Raw genomic sequence first — 16,606 nt, forward strand, 5'->3', positions numbered from 1 at the left:
GAAAATAAAGGAATAGCTGGAGAAGAAAAAGAAATAAATTACGTGCCCTCCCTCTCACGCCTCCTGAAGCGCTCAGGTGTTGTTGTTCTCGGTATGTTCCTGTAATATTCCCCTGCAGTATCGAATATCTCAATTGAAATATCCGCTATTCTCTCAAAGGTCTTCACAACCCTTGAAAGGGATATGTAGTAGGTTGAGCGTTCCTTATCCTCAAATGGTGTTTCGGCCATCTGTGTGGCCACACAGTTAAGGGCGTTCTTCTGAACCCTGTGAATATCGTCCTCAAGGGACATGAGTTTTGCCTTGAGTTCAAGTTTCTCGTTGAGGAATGCGTCCATTGCTGTATTCACCATCTCAACGGCAATTGAGAACATCTCCCGGAGGTACTCCATCATGGCGGAGTCAACCTCATAGGACTCCTTAACTGCGAAGTTGGCTATTATTGCAGAGTGATCACCTATCCTTTCAAGGTCATAGGCAATCTCTGTGAATGCCATTGTCTTGCTGAACTCTGAGTAGGGGTTCATTGCTATGGCTGTATCAACAGAGGACCTCACCTTCTCGTGCATGGTGTTTGTTATGTAGTCCATCTTCAGGGCCTCATTTGCAAGGTCCTCATCGTATTCCTCAAGGGACCTGAATGACTTCCTGAGCTGCTTGCAGACATGCTGTGCCATGTCCCTGAGTATCTCCTTGATAAAAAAGCTTCCTGCGTATTCCCTGGACGTGACCTCCTCCCCAAAAAGCTCCGGGAATTCCTCAAATTTCTTTATATCCACAATGTAGGCCCTTCTCACAACACCCTCCTTTATTAAGGGCTGGAGGAGTTTGGTAACATATCTTCTTGTTATTCCAAGCCTTTCTGCAATCTCATCCTGTGTGGATGGGTTCTCATAGAGTATAACATCTATGATTGACTTGAGTGTTGCATTTTTTGTTTTATTTTTCATTCTCCAAAGACACCTCATCTTCCATTACAATGACAACAGATTCCCTGAGTATGGATACGATCATGTAGAGGAGTGTAACTATTACCAGCAAGGTTATCAGGACGTCGAACTCATAAAAAATCGACCTGTAAACCATTACCACAGGGGACTGAACATCCACAAGTCCCCTCAGGAGGACAATGAATCCCATGAGTAATAGGACATGTCCATATGATTTCTTTATGGTCTCAGGTTGCAGGAGGGGGTAGATCCCCATCACCATGAGCCCCACCCCTATTGACCTGAAGAGGTTCCAGTCGGTTGCCTCCTCAAGTAGGTAAAAGATATGCTGGGGTTTCCACTGGAAATTTCCAAGGAGGTATATGGCCTCAATTACAACTATTATAATGAGGGGTATTGCAAATACCACCCTGCTCTCAACCCTCTCTGTCTTAACATTCTTGAGGGGTTCCCTGAGGTAGTGGGAGAGAAGCTGATACAGCATTGAACCAAGAACAGCACCCATGACAGTTCCGCCTACTCCCAGCTTTGAGGTTGTGAATGCCACTATTCCTGAGATTATCCCGGCCATAAGTATATCAAATGCCTTGGTCAACGCTGTCACCTGCAGATTCTTAATGGTGAAATTAAGATCATATTATGCATATTTATTTTCTCTATTAGAGAACATTATGTGTGATGATATATTAATGTTTTTATATGAAAATGAAATTAGGGGTTAAAGGGAGCCTTCTGGATGTACATATGAACATATCATGTATTCTTCATCCTCAACCTTAACAGAATAACTGGCCATTTCCCTTTTAGAACCATTCTCGGTGTTTATAAGGTCAACAGAGATCCTATCATCATCGATCCTCAGCTGGTTATGTGAGGGGAAGGTCTCACCCCTCAGCTTCCTTGTTGTGGCTGTACCTGAATTCAGTGTAACCATCCTTTCAATCATCCAGACATTGGGCACATGCTTGTGTCCATTGAGTACAAAGTCAACACCATATGAATTGAGGAGTCTGAGGAGATCGCCTGAATCCAGCAGTATGTTCCTCTCACGTCCTGTGTTTGGTATGGGTAGCAGATGGTGGTGGAACGTAACTATCTTGCATAGGTGATCAGGAACCCTTTCAAGTTCCCTTGCAAGCCATTCAAGCTGATCCATCCCTATCTGACCGTCATTTATGTCAGGTTCAGATGAATCAAGACCTATAACAGCAAATTCTGAGTCATGGTGAACAAACTTCCTCTTACCTATCATCTTCTCAAAGTGCACCAGTCCAACATTCCTTGCATCGTGGTTGCCGGGAATTATATATGTTGATGTGATTGACCGAAGCTCATCTGCAAATTCAGCCGCAAGTTCATACTCGTGGGCATAGCCCTCTGTGGTGAGGTCACCTGAAACAACTATGAGGTCGGGATTTTCATCCTGAAGCTGTTCCAGAAGATTCTCCCTGAGCTTGCTGGAGAAATTCTTTTCACCGAAATGTATGTCCGAAATCTGAGCAATTTTCTTCTCCATTAAAACACCTTAAAATCAATGAAAAAGCCTTAGGGGGGATTCGAACCCCCGACCTATGCCTTACCAAGGCATCGCTCTACCACCTGAGCCACTAAGGCAAACAATTTTAATTACAGAACAGCTAAAACTCTAGTGCAGGGGAAGGGATTCGAACCCTCGAAGGCCTGCGCCAGAGGATCTTAAGTCCTCCCCCTTTGGCCGCTCGGGCACCCCTGCATGGTAATTGATAGTAGTAAAAAGTCATATATTAATTTAACGGTGGTCATTATCATATCCTAAGATTAATTAAACCGGGTGCCCATAAATCTAGTAGGTGGTTCATTGAAACACGATCCATCAAGGTGTATGCGCTGCGGCGCCTGTGTGAATGTCTGTCCATCAGGTGCCCTGGAACTGGAGGACACCCTCCTCATGGGGGATGGGTGTCTGGAGTGTCTTGCCTGTGCTGCAGTCTGCCCTGTGGACGCAATGGGGTGTGAGGATGAAGTATGATCTTGTTGTTGTCGGGGGTCGTGTGGCAGGCTCCATAGCAGCATACCACGCAGCAAAAAATGGTCTACAGGTCCTCATGCTCGAAGGAAACCCTGAAATAGGGACCCCTGTACAGTGCGCCGGGGGAGTGAGTGACAGTTTCTTCAGATCAACAGGTATAAAGCCCCTTCCCGAGTTCACATGTACAAGGATAAATGCTGCTGCGATCAACGGACCATATGGTGCAAGCATAACAACCAGAAACCCAATTATAAAGGGTTACATCATTGAAAGAAAGATTTTTGATAAATACCTCGCTTTGCGTGCCGCTGATTCTGGGGCGGATGTGCTTGCAGGTTCCCGGGTGAAGGATCTGATGTTCCAGGATGGATCCGTCTCCGGTGTTAAATTCAGGGGTCCCGATGGAACCCATGGGGTTGAATCAGATATTGTAATTGCGGCGGACGGCATTCAGTCAGGTGTTGGCCGTATGGCTGGGCTTGATACACGTTTCAGGCCAGGAGAACTGTGCTCCTGTGCCCAGTATGAGGTCGCAGGTTTCGATGTGGACGATGAAACCATGGAATTCTACTTCGGGAGTACCTTTGCTCCATCAGGTTACCTCTGGGTCTTCCCAAAGGGTGATGGGCGGGCGAATGTTGGTGTGGGCATAAGGAGAACAAGATGCTCCGATAACGGTCCGCTACACTACCTTAACAGGTTCATCTCCAGGGCAGGCTGCAGCAGGCTGGAGTTCAATGCTGGTGCTGTGCCCGTTGGAGGCCCCATCAGGAAGACGTACACAGACGGCCTGCTTGTCGTTGGTGACGCAGCTGGTCAGGTCGATCCCCTCACGGGTGGTGGTATACACGTTGCAGCAGAGTGCGCGATGATAGCCGCAGATGTAGCGACTGATGCGATTGATTCACAGAGAACCGATTCAGGCTTCCTCTCAAAGTATGAGGGCATATGGCGTGAGCGGATAGGTAAAAATCTTGAGAGATCACTTAAATTTAGGAAGGTACTTGATGGTTTAAGTGATGATGAACTCGATTCACTCATAAGATCCTTTGAGGGAAAAGATTTAAATTCCATCTCAAAAATATCACTCCTTAAGATTCTGAGGGATTATCCCGGGATCTTAAAGATGCTCAAATGTATGCTTTAATCAGGGATAGCATACATTATGGGGGGGTTTTTATATTCCTAGACATCGAGAAGCTTCTGAAAGAGGGGGATGTTCAAAGTCTCATGGAGGCTCTTGAAAGTGATGATTACACCGTAAGACTGGATGCTGCCCTTGCCCTTGAAGAACTGGCAGATAAGAGATCAGTGCCCGCGCTGATTGATACCCTCAGATATGAGGAATGGCAGAGGGACTACCCTATACTTGGGGGTGTTAGGGCCGCGGCAGCCAGGGCGCTGGGGAATATAGGTGATCCAAGCGCGATTGAACCGTTGATAAGTTCCCTTGAGGACCCCGATATTGATGTCAGAATCAGTGCACTGAAATCTCTTTCTAGGTTCCGGGATAAAAGGGCAGTTGATGCTGTTGAACGATATTTAAATGATCCCATTGAAGATATAAGAAAAAGTGCACTCATCACCCTTGCAGAACTGGACCCTGAGAAGGGGCTCAGGCAGGCACTGGCTGCGCTTAACGACAGGTCATGGGTTGTGAGAAAGGCCGCTGCACGGGTCATCAGAAATCTGGGTGATGAGAGGTGTCTTGGGGTTCTTATTGATAAACTCAACGACCCTGACATGGAGGTCCGGCGCCAGATTGTCCTTGCAGTTGTGAATCTTGGTGAAACAGCAGTTGAACCCCTTCTTGAAAAACTTTCTGATCCCTCATGGCAGACAAGGGCCGTCCTTGTTGAAGCTCTTGGGGAGATAGGGTCAAAAAGGGCTGTTCCCTACCTCAAAAGGATGGTCTCAGGCAGAAAAAGGGACAAAAACCGCTATGTTCGTGGAAAGGTGGCAGAGGCCCTGGGGCTTATAGGGGACCCCGATGCCCTTGAATCACTCATAGAGGCCCTCAATGATCCGTACCTTTTTGTTAGAAGAAAGGCCCGCGCAGCGATAGACCTGATCGATGTGGAACCATACCTGGAGAGATTCGATAATGGGGAGATAAGCTTCAGGTACCCCATTTTCTGGGACCTCCTGGAGGTTAAGGATGGTGAAAAACTTATTAAAGCTTCATGTAAGGAACATGGGCTTAAAATATCCGTTAAGAGAAAGGAAGCCGTCGGAGTGACTGCTGAAGAATTTTCAGATATCTTGATTGACGTTCTGAGCATGAGGGGTCTTTTTAACATCACGCGGGGATCCGTTACCGTGGACAGCGAACATGGATGCATGGTAACCGGTGAAACAAAGAAATACAGGATAGTGGCATTCATCTTCAAAAAGAAGGGCTACATATATTACATATACTTCAAAGGGCCAGTTGAAAACATTACTGAGTCCTACAAATATATTAGGGTGTTGATAAACACCCTTCACGTGGAAATCTAGTTAACCTTGCCCCTGTAGATCTTCATTGCCTCCTCAAGGACCTCACTGAACTCCATGCGATCCCTGAGATCAGCAAGGTCATCCACAGATACCAGTTTAAGGACATTCTCCTTACATGCATCCACACATGCAGGCAGCAGACAGTCGGCATCCATACAGAGCGTACACTTTTCTGCTGATTTCTTTTCAGAATCAAGAACTATCATTCCTGCGGGGCAGGCAACCATACACAGCTTGCAGAGTATGCATGCGTCCTCATCAATCACAAGCGCCCCATCAACCTCCCTTATGGCGCCAACAGGACATATCCTTGCGCAGGGGGCCTTCTCAGGGTGGCACTGAAGACAGAATACAGGCATCCTGTCGGCCTTCCTGACCCTTGCAACTCCATGGGTCTTTTTGCATGCATTTATGCAGTCATCGCAGCCACTGCACCTTGCAGGGTCAATTACCATCAGCATCTTCACTGGACCACCCCTCTACTCCGATGCCAGTTTTTCAAGGTAGTCAGGTATCCCTGAGGAATCCCTTGGCCCCACAAGCACCTTCCATCCTGTATCGTCTTCTATTTCACCACTTGCAGGTGCCGCAAGTCCAGGAATGATGAGAACCCTATCCTTTACCCTATCCTCTATACCAGTATCCTTTATAAGGTCAGCCACTGCGGTTCCCGTGAGCTGTCCTCCGGCCAGTGAGACGTCCACAGCCCTTCCCTCTGTGTCAAGCACAAGGAGATATGCCGTAACATCACCTGCCTTGAGGTCACCCTCCACTGTGTAGTATGTGAGTGAGAAGTTGGTTGTGAGTATCACAGGGGAGTTCTCATCAACGTCTCCAAACTCATATATTCCCGGATCAACAGTCTGTGGCTTCCTTGGATCAGTGTAGAGGCCCTGTCTGAGGGTGAGTATGGGCATAAGTTCCCAGATATCTGTTCCTCCGAGTATAAGAATGTCGGCGTAGCGGTTCATGAGTGTGGCTGCAACAGTGGCCTCCTTTATGTTATCCTCAACTGGATCCCCTCCTGAAAGCCTTGAGAGTGCTGGTATGCCCATGATGGGGAAGCGGAAGTCCTCATCCCTTTCCTCAACTGCAAGGCGCCTTATCATGACAAAGTTGTCTATGGTGTCACCTATTCCCTCACCTGTGAATGTTCCGGGGTCCAGGATAATTTCAGTAAGGCCCATTGCCCGCAGTCTTCTTGTGAGGTTCTTCATCTCCTCGAGGTCCCCCGGTGAGAAGAGCACCATGGGGCACCCGTATGAAATGGAAAGTTCAGCCATCTCCTGGAGGTTGTCCTTTGTGGCCGCATAAAGGAGGGGCCTCTGATCCCCCAGGACCTCGAGGGCAGCCCTCATTGCCTCTGGATCAAAGGTGCAGAGAACAACAGGGAAGTTGAGTTCAGCCAGGGCCCCTGCTGCCTCCGCAAATTTTTCAGGGCTTCCTGATTTGTTCCTGAGCGCGATGGCATCCAGGGTCAGTTCCTCACCTGTACGCTCGAATTTCAGATTCATGATATCACTGGCCCTCTTCATGATCTCCTCTGATGGTAGGTCATCTGGAAGATCAACCACAAGGGCTGTGGGATTGTAGTATGTGAGTTCAAACCTGTAGAGGACCTCATCACCCCCAACCACCACCGGGTTCTTTTCTGGGCCGAAGGTGATTTCCCTCACAGCCGGCGCAAGGAGGTCCTCGAGCTTCTGTCTTTCATCCCCACTGAGCTGCGGGCAGTCATCCAGTGTGAGTTCCTTTTCTATGAGTTTTGTGGCGAAGGCCATGCATGATGACTCATCACATTTACCACAGTTTGTTTTTGGAAGTAATCGGTATACATCCATGGCAGTTACCTGCAATTTAAACCCCTCCTCAATATTCAAGTTCAGTTATCCATTCCCGGAGATCAGGTGTTTCTGTCGTCATGTATTCCCTTGTGAAGGTTTCCCCTATCTCCCGCAGAAGCCTCACAGATGTTGGGTGGAGCATCATGAATATATCCACACCTGAGAGCATCATTGTAAGTCCGGTTACTATCTCCCATAGAGGGCCCCTGTAGTCTGTGGGTCCCCATTCATCCTTCTTCATCCAGGCCTCCCTTGAACCCCACGCGTTGGTTGTTCCAGAGGACATTGGCATCTGAAGGTCTGCATCACCCTTGAGGGCCGCGAGCCTTGTCCTTGTGATGACGTCTATTGAAAATTCTATACCGTAACCCAGTGCACAGGTCGTTGGGTCCATCACTATGTCCTCTCTACTAAGGCCCTCCTTCATGAGGTAACGGTTGAGGGTTTTCTGCATGTTGACGTCTGTTATGGCCCATGATAGGACCGCGTGGTTGTGGTCAAGGGCTGCCCTTGCAACCTTTCTGTAGTCAAGGTCCAGGTTTGCTGATGCCAGGAGACACCTTTCGCCCTCGGCGGCTTCGGCAGCCTTTTCAAGAACCAGCGGATCCTTTTCAGGGTCCCCTGAGCCCCCGATTACCAGGGGGACATCAACGGCCTGGAGGACCTCCTCAATGTCATTTGCAGCCTCCCTCGGTGACTTGTCCATTACCTTGGGTCCTGTTCCGATGAGGTGTATTGTGACCATGTTGGCACCATACTCCTTTACCGCCTTCCTGGCCCAGTCGCCGGGGTCCTCCATGACGTCGCTGAAATGTTCCCTTATCGGCCTTGGGAGACCCGGCATGGGTATGTCAAAGACGTCGAATGTCACCACCGGTGGGTTTGGCTGGGGTTCCTCAAACCTGTAGAGGGCCTTCTGACCGCCAAGGTAAACAGGTTTCCTTGTACCCTCGCCCAGTTTCACCTGGGCAACCTCACCAGGGTATGTCCTTACCGGTGGTTCAAATTCCTCCTCAGGGAGTGCCTCAACTGCCTCCCTAACCTCAACTGTTTTCTGGATGGCCTGCTGAACCACAGGCATCAGGTAGAGTTCAAGTTCGTCAACATCCATCCTGAACTCATTTATTTCGATGGATTCCGTGTTCTGAAGTAATTTCAGAAGTTCCGTTAATTTATCCATAAACACACCTCTATAGACTTAAAATTTTCCCGGCAACCTTTTTTATGGCCCTGAATGCTGCTGAGTCTTCAGGCAGCTCATATAGCGACCTGCCCTCCATGTCATACCTGGAAACAAGGGGATCCTCGGGTATAACGCCTATGACCTCAAGGTCCTCGTCTATTTCAAGTTTCTCAAGGTCCCCTTCATGGACCCTGTTAAGAACCAGGAACACCTTCCTGAATCTTATCTCAAGTTCCCTTGATAGTTCAAGTATCCTTCTTGCTGTTAGAATTCCCCTCTTTGAGGGGTCGGTTACAACCATCATAACGTCAACGTTCTGGGTTGTCCTTCTGCTGAGGTGCTCAAGGCCCGCCTCGGTATCTATCACTATGTAGTCATAGTTCTCTGCTATATTCTCGATTATCCTCCTCAGCATGGTGTTAACTGCGCAGTAGCATCCGCTCCCCTCCGGGCGGCCCATGACGAGCAGATCGAAGTCATCTGTCTCGGTTATTGACTCCATTATCCTGTAGTCAAGGATATCCCACTTGTTGGCTGATGGGGGGATTCTGCCCGCTGCTGTGTCCCTCTTAAGCTGTTCCCTCACCTCACCAACCGTCCCACTTACGGAAACACCGAGGGCCTCTGGAAGGTTTGAATCAGGATCAGCATCTATTGCGAGGACATCCGCCCCTGTAGCTGCGAGTATCCTCACAAGTGACGCTGAAACCATGGTCTTTCCTGTTCCACCCTTGCCACTTACTGCTATTATCACATGACCACTCAGGTTGATTATTTACGCTTTATTATTACCTTCTCAGCGTAGATCTTTGCGTTCTTGAGAATTATCCTGAATCCGCCCGCTGCTGGAAGGCTGATCTCGGGGGACGCCATTACAGGTATTCCCTCAGTGATGGGGGCCTCCTCAGCATGGGTTTCCTCTTCCTCAATGACTTCAGCTTCTTCAACTTCTGCTGGTGCCCTTTCAAGGACAGGGTGCCCCTTCTCCCTAAGGAACCTTCTGAGTTCCTTTATCGATGTTGCATCCACCTCTGTGGCTATCTTATCCCTCAGGTCCTCAGGGATGAAGTCAATGACAGATTCCTTGAGTTCCTTTGGCATCCAGATTATCCTTGAGTATCCCCCATCTGCCTGCAGGAATTTAGGTGAGCGCATGTACTCAAGGCTGAGACCTGAGAACCCTTCAACCTGTTTTCCGCCTGAGCACTGCCCTGCCATTGCAGAGAATGGTATTCCCAGAGGGGTTTCGCCCCTGAAGTCCCTGTTCACGATACCTATTCCGTCCAGTTCTGGTATGTAGAATGCCACTGCCTCAAAGCAACCGCATGATGTGTGTGGATACCCGAACACACTGTGGAGGTAAACCCTCTCTGTTGTACCCTGCGAGTTCTCTGCCACCGCAGCGTTAACATTCTCATATTCTCCCCTCTCCGGGTCAAGGACATCCCCCTTTTGAATTTCGAATATTGGGCCGTCAGGATCCATCTTGTAGGCTGCACGGCAGTCAAACCAGTTTATGGCACCACATAGGGCTGTCCGGTCTGGTGTGACGATGCATACATGTGTTGGGGCGAAGGACTGGCACATGAGGCACCCGTAGAACACGTCAACGTCCTCGTCTGAGAGTTCCCTTGCCCTTGAATCCCTTATCTCATACTTTTCCCTGGCTGTTTCAAGGAATTCTTTAACAGCGTCCTCATCGGTCATGATTGTCACTGATATTGATTCGATTATTGGGAACTCCTCCCTGAATAGGACCGACAGTGCCTTTCCAAGGTGTTCCAGCATGAATCCTGCGTCCCTTGCCTCTGTGCTTACACGGCACCAGATCTGGTCCCTCTGGTTGAGGTGCATGAAACCCTGGACGTAGTTGCAGAGTTCATGGAGCCTCCGCTCTATAACACTTTCAAGTTCCTCCTCGAGTTCGCTTCCTGCTATCTCCACGTTTATGGCGAATGGATAGATCTGGCCCTGTTCCATTTCACTTATCTCGGGCCCTATGACCTCCACCTTTCCATCCTCAACGCTATCCTTAACCTGGACCAGTTCGGCTCCAATGGATTTGGGCCCGGCAAGTTCAACGAACATGTTTGCTGATCTTATCCGCTCCCCCTCGTGCATGGGACTTACATCAACGGGTATGTCTTCAAACATTGAATTCCTCCATTATCATCAGTCAGTATACATCTTCTCAAGGTACCTGAACCATTCATCATCATCCATGTTGGGGAATGATGCATCTGCATTTGAGTGGAATGTCTTGCATATTGTGAGTGTCCTTATATGTGGTGCAAAGTGCTTCAGGGTTGATAGGCCCTGGGATGCTATGTAATAGATGCACCCTATGAATATGACAAGGTCATGCTGGCCCTTACCCCTGAGACCCTCCCAGTCTGGGTCCTTCAGGAGGTTGGTTATCTCCACTATCCCGTGGGGTTCTGACTCTACACCCGCATCCTTCAAAACCCTGTAGGTATCGGCGGTGGAGACCACGGGAAGGTCCCAGTGCCTGATTATTTTAACTGTGTGTTCAAGTACTGGCTGGCGCTTTGCAAGGGGCCCCACAACCATAAGTGGCCTCTTGGCCTTTTTTATCATCATAACTGCGGTTTCTGGTGTTACGAGCATTGCCTGTTTCGGGCCTGCTATAACAGTTGGCTGCCATGGTATTATACGGTCATTCACACCAATCACCTCTCAAGGAGTGAGGGTTCCTTTGGAAGCTTCCTTGGCTTCCAGTTCTTCTCCTCCAGTATCTTCATGATATCCCTCTTGTAGACTATGGGGATGTCCTTTTCTGTCCTTATGAACCTGTCGATGTCATCTGGAATTGTGCCGAAGTACTTTTTGTGGAGGTCTATGTAGTTGCTGAGTTTCATCTGGCGACCCTTGGGTGTGTCTGTTGGCCTTATGCAGAGCTTGGCCACCATCACCGTTGCCTCCTCCCAGTTCTCCGCTGCATAGAGAAGGTGTTCTGGCGCTGGCTCCCCATCAATGACCTCACCTGTTCTGAGGTCGTTCAGTTTCCACTTCTCCTCGTCATCTGCCCTTCCCAGGAACAGTCTGCGGTATTTTGATCCATGGGGTCCCAGGACGACGGGTATTCCCCACCTGTTCACACCGGTTGCAATGGCCGCCGCCTTCTGGGAGTATGCGCCCCATGCAACTCCACAGGCCCCTACACGGTTGAGTATGTAGTCCGCTATCTCCTCAAAGTTCCCCTCAAGTGGTTTCTGTGCAAATATGTTGGCTATCTTTATGGCGGCCCCTGATATGTGGGCGTTTGATACGCAGGAGCCCATGTTAACAAGTCCCTTTGCATCGAACTGACCACCGTATTTTTCATAGAGTGTCTTTCCATCCTCATCCCTGTATTCTCCTATGGACATTGCACCGCATCCAGTTGTGACCACGATGTAGTTTCTCTCAAGGAACTCCTTTGCCATGAGGGCAACATCCTTTCCACCCTCAGGGTAGTTTGAGCATCCCACAAAGGCTATGACACCAGGTATGTCCCCGAGGACTATGGGTGCGCCAACCCTCCTTATCTCCACATCCTGGGCAGGGCCACGGCCGGCCCTTATCTTGTATTTTTCTTCCTTTATACGCATTTCACCGGCCTTTGTCACCATGGACACTATGGGTATGTCCCTTTCACATTCCTGTTCACAGCGTCCACAGGTGTAGCAGAGCTCCTCAATTGCCATCTCCTCAAGTTTGCTCAGATCACCCTCAGCTGCGCTCTTAATGGCATCCATGACGGGGAGGCTGTTGGGGCAGACCCTCTGGCACCACCCACAGTCAGTGCACTCTGATGCCATTTCAATTATCTCATCGACCTCTGGCAGTTTTTTGAGGGATTTTCTCATTGGCGCGAGTTTCATTGCGGTCTTAACCGCCACCTCCCCCACCTTCTCGGGGTCAAGGATAAGCGCCCCCTCTATGTTACCGTTTATGAGGTCGTTCACGATTCTGTCGGGGTCCTCATCTGTCAGATCAGGAAGCCCCAGGCACATCTTATCGGTTGTTGCAATCACCGCTGACCTGTTTTTGAGGGCCTCCTCCAGCACGTCTGTCCTGACGCACTGCTCGTCCACCACTATCACATCTGCAACGCCACTTCTTATGAATCGGAGCTGCTTTGAGAGGGGCCCCACGACCTTGGCGGCTTCACTGTACCTTGTAACATCTATTGCCGCGCAGCATATACCGCATACCTCTATTTCGTCCTCAAGCTCTCTGTCGGTAACGTAGTCCACTATATCCGCTCCAGGGAGGACGTTGTGGCCTATGCAGAGTATCACAGGTTTGGTGTTGTCTATAGTACCGAATCCCAGTTCAACGAGGGGCGCGTCCTCATCACCCTTCGGGAGGTCCAGAGCAACGATCTGGGCGATATCAGCAACCTCCCTTACAAGGTCATCCATGAGTCCAGCGTGGAATGCCTTTGATTCAAAGTCCCTGCTGTCGCCCTCCTGTCCTGTGTGGCAGGCTGAGAGGAGGTGGGACGTCTGTTCCTCGGCGTAGTCCATAACCTCCCTCAGGTCGCCAAGTGTTCGCGGTCTTCTACCCATGACCGTCCTTGTTATGGGTGCCTCTATATCCACGTTCACGCCGAGATCTATTTCATGGTCCTCTCCCAGCTTCTCTATGAGGTGTTCCACAAGGTGCCTTGCGTGTCCCGCGTGCGCGGCGGTCCCTATGAGACATGCGAGAAGTACTATGCGTGCCTGCTGTGTGGCCGCGTCTATACCACATGCTCCCTTCTTACCGAGGAGGTCACATTTACCGTAGGTGCAGAGGCAGCACATGTCACAGAAAGGTGCATAGAATGGTTCGTATCTTTCAAGGAGCTTCATGTCCCATGACCTCAGGTCGGTCACATGGGGGCGGGGTTTTGGACCCTTAACCTCTTCCTGAGCTTTTTCATCAGTTATTATTTCTCCTATGGATATCTGGATGTTCTTGGCATCCCAGAAATCCCCTTTAAGGTCCTTGGCTTTTTTTGATTCAGGTGCCACATCTATCACCAGTATTACTAAGTCCCAGTTGACAATTATTAATGATTTATAATGATGTTTTTCATTTTATGAAATCCATATATAAACTTTGTGTATTGGTGCCGAACACATAATGATGGACATATTTTTAATAAGAATCCCTGCGCAGCCACCGCTGATACAGGATTACCCTAACCCATGGAGGGTATGTGGGAGAACCACCCCCATCAGTGGGTGTAATAATACCACAATATAAATCACTTCAAGAATCAGTAATAATTGCATCAAGCTTTATATTATATAATGTGCTGATATATTGCTGATTTTAGATACAAAAGTAAAGGAGGCGAATAGCTTGCACATTCCGGATGGTTTCATACCATTTCCACAGTACCTTGTGTACTGGATTATTGCCCTTGTAGCGCTGTACTTCAGCATGCAATGGGCAAGAAGGGATCTTAAAGAAAGACAGATACCCCTGTTTGCAGTTCTTGCAGCTGGAATATTCGCAATACAGGCAATGAACATACCGATACCCTGGGGTACCAGTGGCCACATGGTTGGAGCGGCCCTCGTTGCAATAGTCTTTGCAAGTCCATGGGCAGCTGTCCTTTTACTCTCAATTGTACTGATACTTCAGGGACTCATATTCGGTGATGGTGGTCTAACTGCGCTTGGTGCGAATATCTTCAACATGGGTATAATCGGAGGATTCACAGGTTACTACCTGTTCAGGGCAGTCAGATCAGCCGGTGAAATTCCTGCAGTCGCCGTGGCATCATGGGCCTCAATATTCCTTGCCGCCATTGCCTGCGCCATAGAGATGTGGATAGCTGGCACCTTCCCTCTTGTGGAGGGACTCTGGATGATGGGGCTCTACCACGCAGTCATAGGTCTCATCGAGGCTGCAATAACAGTGGTTGTTGTCCTTGCAATTGAAAACAGCCGCCCCGATCTCTTCAAGTTCAGTGAATGGGGTGAGAAGAAGGGGGTTGCATCAAAATGAATGCCCGGGATAAAAAATTCATGGCAGGGGGCATCCTGATTGCCCTCATAATAGCCATTCTGGCACCATTCCTTGCATCCGAAAACCCTGACGGACTTGAGAGCACAGCCGAGAAGGTGATGCCCAACCCTGAAACTGAACCGGTGGTTGAATCACCGCTGCCAGACTACACCATTCCAATATTTGGTGAAAGCAAGGTTGGCGGTTCCATAGCAATGGTGCTGGGCACTGCCATTGTGCTGGGCCTCGCCTATGGCGTCGGAGTACTGCTCCGTAGAAGGGAAACAGAACCTGATGAGGGGAAATAACCCCCTCCTTTATAATTTGTGGGGAAGCTGAATGGAAGACCTCATAAACATAGAGAGGGAAAGCCTTAAGGAGAGTTCAATACACAGCCTTGATGGGCGTGTCAAGCTCATAATAACATTTATCATAATCGTCTTTGCGGTTGCCACGCAGAGTATTACAACACTCATCCTCATGGAGATTTACCTTATCTTATTGATCTTCCTCTCAAATGTGTCACCATCCTATGCCATTAAAAGGCTCATTCTCATACTCCCATTCGGCGGATTCATAGCACTCTTCCAGCCATTCATAAGGCCCGGGGACGTGATCTGGGCAGGGCCGTTTGGATTTGACATGACCCTTCAGGGAATCATCTTTGGGGCACTGCTTCTCGGAAAGGTGACTGTGAGTGTGACCGCAGTTATACTTCTCTCCTCAACAACGTCAATGCAGGAACTTGTTGGCTCAGCAAGGAGAATCGGTGTTCCCTCCGACTTTGCGATGCTCTTAAACCTCACCGTCAGGTACCTCTTCTTCTTCTATGACGAACTTGAAAGAATAAGGAATGCCCAGAAAACCCGCTGCTTTGATATCTGGAACAAAAATGTGCCCTACCGGTGGAGGCTGAGGAAGGTGGGTGAAACCATTGCCATGATGTTCCTTCGGGCATATGAACAGGGGGAAAGGGTGTATCTCAGCATGCTTAGCCGCGGCTACACACCTGAAAGCAGGATGTACACAGCAGCCTCCAAAATAGGAAGAAAAGAAGTGCTGTTTGTGACTGCGAATATCATGATACTTGCGGTTCTTCACGTCATCCAGACGTCACTTCCGGTGATTAAATGATCCAGGTGAAGAACCTCAGCTACATCTACCCAGATGGCACCACAGCCCTCAGAAACATTAACATGGAAATAGGGAGAGGTGAACGGGTTGCCGTCATAGGCCCCAACGGGGCCGGTAAGTCAACACTCTTTCTGCACCTCAACGGGATACTAAGGCCATCAGCCGGCGAAATAATAATCGATGGAGAGAAAATCAATTACAGCAAATCTGAACTTATGAGGATAAGGCAGAAGGTGGGTATAGTTTTCCAGAACCCCGATGACCAGCTCTTCTCCCCAACAGTGAGGGATGATGTTGCCTTTGGCCCCATGAACCTTGGACTCGGTGAAGATGAGGTCAATGAAAGGGTCAGGGAGTCACTTGAAAGGGTGGGTATGTCCGGCTATGAAGAAAGGGCGCCCCACCATCTGAGCGGTGGTGAGAAGAAGAGGGTGGCCATTGCAGGGATCCTTGCCATGAAGCCTGAAATCATGGTCCTTGACGAGCCCACAACAGGACTGGACCCTGAAACCGCCGATGGGATAATCGAGATACTCCTTGAACTGAGCAGGGAGGGCATAACAGTTATAATATCCTCCCACGACGTTGAAATACTCAGCCAGTTCGCTGAGAAAATCTTTGTTCTAAACAGCGGCAAACTCATAGCCGAGGGAACACCCGGGGAAATCTTTGGAGAACCTGAAATAATAAGAAGGGCCAGTTTAAGGCTTCCCAGGACCGCTGACCTCATGAACCGCCTCAGGATGGCAGGCTTTGATGTTGATGTTAAACTAACGGTGGAGGAAGCATACCATGAACTCCTGCACCTTCTCGGGGCAGAAGCATACCACAGGCTGCTTCACTTTCTGGGTGAAGAAAAACAGCATAAACTCATGCACCTCCTCGGGGATGAGAAGTACCATGAACTTCTACATGTGCTGCGGGAGCGATGAATGCCGTATCACAAGATACAGCCACCCTCGGGGAAGATGATGATGTGTTT

General features: G+C 49.1%; 17 protein-coding genes and 2 tRNA genes. 7 read left to right on the forward strand and 12 right to left on the reverse strand.

Going from position 1 to position 16,606, the window contains the following annotated elements; genetic code table 11:
* Positions 1-38 precede the first annotated feature (38 nt).
* The 5 genes from FVF72_RS03055 to FVF72_RS03075 all read right to left on the reverse strand — a co-directional run bounded on the left by FVF72_RS03055 (position 39) and on the right by FVF72_RS03075 (position 2,682).
* Entirely contained in the window at positions 39-950 is a 912-nt protein-coding gene (locus tag FVF72_RS03055) for a phosphate uptake regulator PhoU (RefSeq protein WP_147671171.1), read from the reverse strand.
* Positions 940-1,554 carry a hypothetical protein gene (locus tag FVF72_RS03060; protein WP_255503781.1) on the reverse strand — a complete coding sequence of 205 codons (615 nt, stop codon included), beginning with the start codon at positions 1,552-1,554 and terminating at the stop codon, positions 940-942. Before FVF72_RS03060 ends, FVF72_RS03055 begins: the two co-directional genes overlap by 11 nt.
* Before the next feature lie 114 nt (positions 1,555-1,668).
* On the reverse strand, positions 1,669-2,466 hold the full coding sequence (locus FVF72_RS03065) for a metallophosphoesterase (protein ID WP_147671173.1): 798 nt from the start codon (positions 2,464-2,466) through the stop codon (positions 1,669-1,671).
* Positions 2,467-2,491: 25 nt separating this feature from the next.
* Positions 2,492-2,564, reverse strand: a tRNA-Thr gene (locus FVF72_RS03070).
* A 35-nt stretch (positions 2,565-2,599) separates the two neighbouring features.
* A tRNA-Leu gene (locus FVF72_RS03075) sits at positions 2,600-2,682 on the reverse strand.
* 105 nt (positions 2,683-2,787) lie between these two features.
* On the opposite strand from FVF72_RS03075, the gene FVF72_RS03080 reads away from it, so the two are divergent.
* The 3 genes from FVF72_RS03080 to FVF72_RS03090 are packed head-to-tail and all read left to right on the forward strand — an operon-like array spanning position 2,788 to position 5,457.
* Positions 2,788-2,958, forward strand: coding sequence for a 4Fe-4S binding protein (locus FVF72_RS03080; protein ID WP_255503782.1), 171 nt, complete (start codon positions 2,788-2,790; stop codon positions 2,956-2,958).
* Positions 2,948-4,105 carry an NAD(P)/FAD-dependent oxidoreductase gene (locus FVF72_RS03085; protein ID WP_147671175.1) on the forward strand — a complete coding sequence of 386 codons (1,158 nt, stop codon included), beginning with the start codon at positions 2,948-2,950 and terminating at the stop codon, positions 4,103-4,105. Before FVF72_RS03080 ends, FVF72_RS03085 begins: the two co-directional genes overlap by 11 nt.
* Positions 4,093-5,457: a HEAT repeat domain-containing protein gene (locus tag FVF72_RS03090; RefSeq protein WP_147671176.1), complete on the forward strand. Its 1,365-nt coding sequence runs from the start codon at positions 4,093-4,095 to the stop codon at positions 5,455-5,457. The genes FVF72_RS03085 and FVF72_RS03090 overlap by 13 nt, the downstream gene beginning before the upstream one ends.
* On the opposite strand, the gene FVF72_RS03095 is transcribed toward FVF72_RS03090, so the two are convergent.
* Genes FVF72_RS03095 through cdhA form a run of 7 tightly spaced genes read right to left on the reverse strand, consistent with a single transcriptional unit; the run spans position 5,454 to position 13,514 of the window.
* Positions 5,454-5,918, reverse strand: a complete 465-nt coding sequence (locus FVF72_RS03095) for a 4Fe-4S binding protein (RefSeq protein ID WP_013295128.1) — start codon at positions 5,916-5,918, stop codon at positions 5,454-5,456. The two genes, FVF72_RS03090 and FVF72_RS03095, sit on opposite strands and share 4 nt — an antisense overlap.
* A gap of 18 nt (positions 5,919-5,936) precedes the next feature.
* Positions 5,937-7,313, reverse strand: a complete 1,377-nt coding sequence (acsC, locus tag FVF72_RS03100) for an acetyl-CoA decarbonylase/synthase complex subunit gamma (protein WP_147671177.1) — start codon at positions 7,311-7,313, stop codon at positions 5,937-5,939.
* 13 nt (positions 7,314-7,326) lie between these two features.
* Positions 7,327-8,481 (reverse strand): CO dehydrogenase/acetyl-CoA synthase subunit delta, encoded by a 1,155-nt coding sequence (cdhD, locus tag FVF72_RS03105; protein WP_147671178.1) that lies wholly within the window; start codon positions 8,479-8,481, stop codon positions 7,327-7,329.
* 10 nt (positions 8,482-8,491) lie between these two features.
* Positions 8,492-9,238, reverse strand: a complete 747-nt coding sequence (locus FVF72_RS03110) for an AAA family ATPase (RefSeq protein ID WP_147671179.1) — start codon at positions 9,236-9,238, stop codon at positions 8,492-8,494.
* A 17-nt stretch (positions 9,239-9,255) separates the two neighbouring features.
* Positions 9,256-10,638: a CO dehydrogenase/CO-methylating acetyl-CoA synthase complex subunit beta gene (gene cdhC, locus FVF72_RS03115; RefSeq protein ID WP_147671180.1), complete on the reverse strand. Its 1,383-nt coding sequence runs from the start codon at positions 10,636-10,638 to the stop codon at positions 9,256-9,258.
* 18 nt (positions 10,639-10,656) lie between these two features.
* Positions 10,657-11,178, reverse strand: coding sequence for a CO dehydrogenase/acetyl-CoA synthase complex subunit epsilon (gene cdhB / locus FVF72_RS03120; RefSeq protein WP_147671181.1), 522 nt, complete (start codon positions 11,176-11,178; stop codon positions 10,657-10,659).
* Complete coding sequence (cdhA, locus tag FVF72_RS03125) at positions 11,175-13,514, reverse strand: CO dehydrogenase/acetyl-CoA synthase complex subunit alpha (protein WP_147671182.1); 2,340 nt, start codon at positions 13,512-13,514, stop codon at positions 11,175-11,177. The genes cdhB and cdhA overlap by 4 nt, the downstream gene beginning before the upstream one ends.
* Positions 13,515-13,839: 325 nt before the next feature.
* On the opposite strand from cdhA, the gene cbiM reads away from it, so the two are divergent.
* From cbiM to FVF72_RS03145, 4 genes are read left to right on the forward strand one after another with little or no spacing between them, the layout of a single operon-like run.
* On the forward strand, positions 13,840-14,490 hold the full coding sequence (gene cbiM / locus FVF72_RS03130) for a cobalt transporter CbiM (RefSeq protein WP_147671183.1): 651 nt from the start codon (positions 13,840-13,842) through the stop codon (positions 14,488-14,490).
* Positions 14,487-14,798, forward strand: coding sequence for a PDGLE domain-containing protein (locus FVF72_RS03135; RefSeq protein ID WP_147671184.1), 312 nt, complete (start codon positions 14,487-14,489; stop codon positions 14,796-14,798). Before cbiM ends, FVF72_RS03135 begins: the two co-directional genes overlap by 4 nt.
* A gap of 31 nt (positions 14,799-14,829) precedes the next feature.
* Positions 14,830-15,624 carry a cobalt ECF transporter T component CbiQ gene (cbiQ, locus tag FVF72_RS03140; RefSeq protein ID WP_147671185.1) on the forward strand — a complete coding sequence of 265 codons (795 nt, stop codon included), beginning with the start codon at positions 14,830-14,832 and terminating at the stop codon, positions 15,622-15,624.
* Entirely contained in the window at positions 15,621-16,556 is a 936-nt protein-coding gene (locus FVF72_RS03145) for an ATP-binding cassette domain-containing protein (RefSeq protein WP_147671186.1), read from the forward strand. Before cbiQ ends, FVF72_RS03145 begins: the two co-directional genes overlap by 4 nt.
* Positions 16,557-16,606: the final 50 nt, after the last annotated feature.

The sequence above is a fragment of the Methanothermobacter sp. KEPCO-1 genome (assembly GCF_008033705.1).
In the GTDB taxonomy this organism is placed as follows: Archaea; Methanobacteriota; Methanobacteria; order Methanobacteriales; family Methanothermobacteraceae; genus Methanothermobacter; species Methanothermobacter marburgensis.